Raw genomic sequence first — 3,221 nt, 5'->3', positions numbered from 1 at the left:
GGATATCGGCATGCACGTGCTGATTAGAACTACGATCGCAAAAGCCATGAAGATTGGGAAACGTTTACATAATTTAGTCATTGGTAGTTTCCTTTCTATGCTTCGTGTCTCAATGCATCTAAGCCGATCAGCTCTTCCGGCCGCATCGCCTTTAGCTGCTTCTCGTATAATTCACGGTATAACCCGTGCTGTGCAAGCAGTACTTGATGTTTGCCACGTTCAACTATTCGTCCCCGATCGATGACAAGAATTTGATCGGCTCTGACGACCGTCGCCAGACGGTGAGCGATAACGAAAGTCGTACGCCCTTGCATTAATCGCTCCAGCGCTTCTGTGACCAAGTGTTCAGACTCTGCATCAAGCGCCGACGTCGCCTCATCCAGAATTAAGATGCGAGGACTCTTGAGAAGCGCTCGGGCAATAGCAATACGTTGTTTTTGTCCTCCCGATAACCTCACGCCACGTTCTCCAATCATGGTTTCATAGCCAAGCTCCCACTCTTCAATGAATTCATGCGCATTCGCAGCCTGTGCAGCAGCAATAATATGCTCTCTTGGAGCTTTCGGATGGCCATAGGCAATATTTTCATACACGGTTCCCGAAAACAGAATATTATCCTGGAGCACAAGCGCCATGTGGCTTCGCAGGTCATGCAGATCATAATTTCGCAAATCAACCCCGTCTAATAATACGGAACCTTCATCTGGATCATAAAAGCGAAGCAACAAATTAATAATGGTAGACTTTCCTGCGCCACTAGGACCAACAAGTGCGATCACATCACCGCTGCAGGCTTTAAAGCTTATTCCTTTCAGAGCTGCCCTTTTTTCAAGAACCATTAGAGGCGGATCCGGTCTCATTTTTGGAGGAATCCAATAAAAGCGTTTGGCAGGTCTTTGCCGTTCGACCAGATCTTTATCCTTCAAATCTACTTCAGCTTGCTGCTTTTCAGGCCTTTCGATTACATAATCGAACCCGACTTGGTCGAACTGAATTTCACCTTTACAAGTTTTCAGCGGCATGGGATTGTCGTTATTCTGAATTTCAGGCTCAATATCGAACACCTCAAAAATTCTTTCCACATTGGCAAGCGAATTTTGAATCGTAACGTTCACATCGGAAAAACGCTGAATAGGGCCATACATTTGGGATAAATAAGCTTGGAAGGCAATTAATTCCCCTACCGACATCTTCCCTCGAATGACCATAGTCCCGCCAACGAACCAAATAATCAGTCCGCCGAAATCCTGGAAGGTTTGACTCATACGGCCTAGCGTATTGGATAAAAATTGAGCCGTCATCGCATAGCCGAAATGAGCTGAAGCTTGCTTCTTGAAGCGGTTCAGCTCCATGCGTTCCCGGCTAAATGCCTGCACAACCTTCATCCCGGCAATTCGCTCGACAAGTACGCCTGACATTCGCTCCATCTGCCGATGTACAGAACGCCATGCGTAACGAATATGCACATTGATGTTCGTGAACGTTAAATAATAGACGGGAAGCAGCCATAAAGACAACAGCGCCAGTTTCCAATCCATATGAAAAAGCATAAATCCAGCGATCAGAACCAGAAAAAAATCAATCGCCAGATTAATGACCCCGGCTCCAACCAGATTCTGGGCGCCATTCACATCATTCAAAATTCTGGAGACGATGCTTCCGACCTGTCGGCTGTCATAGAACCGTTGAGATAGCTTTTGCATATGTTCATAAAGTTGAAAGCGGATGTCGATGACCATGGAATTTCCCATTTTGGCCATTACCCATTGACGCACATAATTGACCGCTGTTCCGAAAAAGTAAACGCCTCCCAGTACCCCAATTACCTTGGGCAATGTCCATGAACTATTTTTAAGCGGAAGGACTTCGTCAATCAGAATTTTGGTCATCCAGGGTACCGTCATAGGAACAACAAATTGCAGAATACCGAGGCCAACAATGGTAATTATCATGTACCGGTACGGTTTGAGAAATTTAAAATAACGCCGTATGAGATGGGATTTTGTGTCCTTCTGCATATCAAACCTTCTTTCTTTCAGTGGATATCATCCAACTGCCCGGCAGTTAAGATAACCCGTGAAGCACCCGTTCGAAGAAATCCAGTGGTCCAACTTGACCGCCTTTCAGAACGATTTCTAAACCATCCATCCATTCATCCTGCGAAAATGCTCGGCACAGAGGCCCTCCGGGAACCACAGGCGCTATCATTTCTAACGCGTACATATTCATTCGCTTTACCGCAAAACCTGACGTATCTCCGCCGGCCAAGACAACCCTTCCGACTCCTGTAGACTGAACCAGCGCTCTTGCCAGTTCGCCCAATCGTCCGCCAATTCGCTCACCAGTTACCGCCAAGTTCTGCCCACGCGTTCGCAAGAGACTTTGCGTCTCCTCAATCGACTCGTCATGCGGTCCCAGCGCCGTATACAAAATAACGTTCTTACCCGAACGGAGCAAATGCTCAGCCTCGCTAAGCAGCAAAGCCTGAGCTGCTTCCGCTGCCGCATCCTCTTCGAAAAAAAGAGGCGCTGGCACGCGAATACCCGCATAGCCGTGCGCCATTGCCCATTCAATTTGCGCACAAGTCGCTGGAGAACAGCTGCCTGATAGAACGAGGAGCTGGTCCGCAGGCTCTGCCTTCATCCCCTCAGGTGCTGCGGGAAGCGTACCTCTCTGCTGCCAATAGGAGACTAACGCATACTCCACCCCTGAAGAACCAATCACGAACATCGTCTCCTTCTTGCTCTCTTCCACGAATAAACCACCGATTTTGGTAAGATGCTCATCCGTCAACACATCAAATAACAAAACTTCGGAAGCTTGAACGAGTTTTTCATGCAATCGTTTTTTCAGCACTGGTTCACTTTGCTCCAGGTCCAAAACGTTCATAAGACCAATCGAGCAAGACGTCTGCTCAGCCAAATGAACCCGGAGATCCGCTTCCTTCATCGGCGTAACCGGGTGCTGTGTCATGTTGGGATGCCGATCCAAACGCAGCATATCATTCCCCTTCTCGGCAAAGTGGTTACCAAACACCGTATACCTTTTTAATACAGGGGAACCTGCCAAAAGTGGGATGAATCGTTGTTCTGGAAACACACGCCGTCCAATGTCGATTACTTTTCCTATGCTGCCCGTTATTGGTGAAGAATCGAATGTGGAACATATTTTGTAGTGTACAATTGGCGCTTGGAATGCCTTGAGAGCAGTAAGARCGGGGT

At 47.6% G+C, this 3,221-nt stretch carries 2 protein-coding genes; both read right to left on the bottom strand.

Annotation, left to right across the window (positions count from 1 at the left end; genetic code table 11):
• Window positions 1–95: 95 nt before the first annotated feature.
• A complete protein-coding gene (locus AC1DUA_RS30970; RefSeq protein ID WP_477503399.1) occupies window positions 96–2,018 on the bottom strand; it encodes an ABC transporter ATP-binding protein in 1,923 nt (640 codons plus the stop codon).
• Window positions 2,019–2,064: 46 nt separating this feature from the next.
• Window positions 2,065–3,221: four-carbon acid sugar kinase family protein (locus AC1DUA_RS30965; RefSeq protein WP_477503398.1), on the bottom strand; the 1,157-nt coding region annotated here is incomplete at its 5' end.

It is taken from the genome of Paenibacillus sp. 01T422, assembly GCF_056398785.1.
The sequence above is the reverse complement of the archived record's forward strand: the minus strand, read 5'-3'. Positions and strand labels throughout refer to the sequence as shown.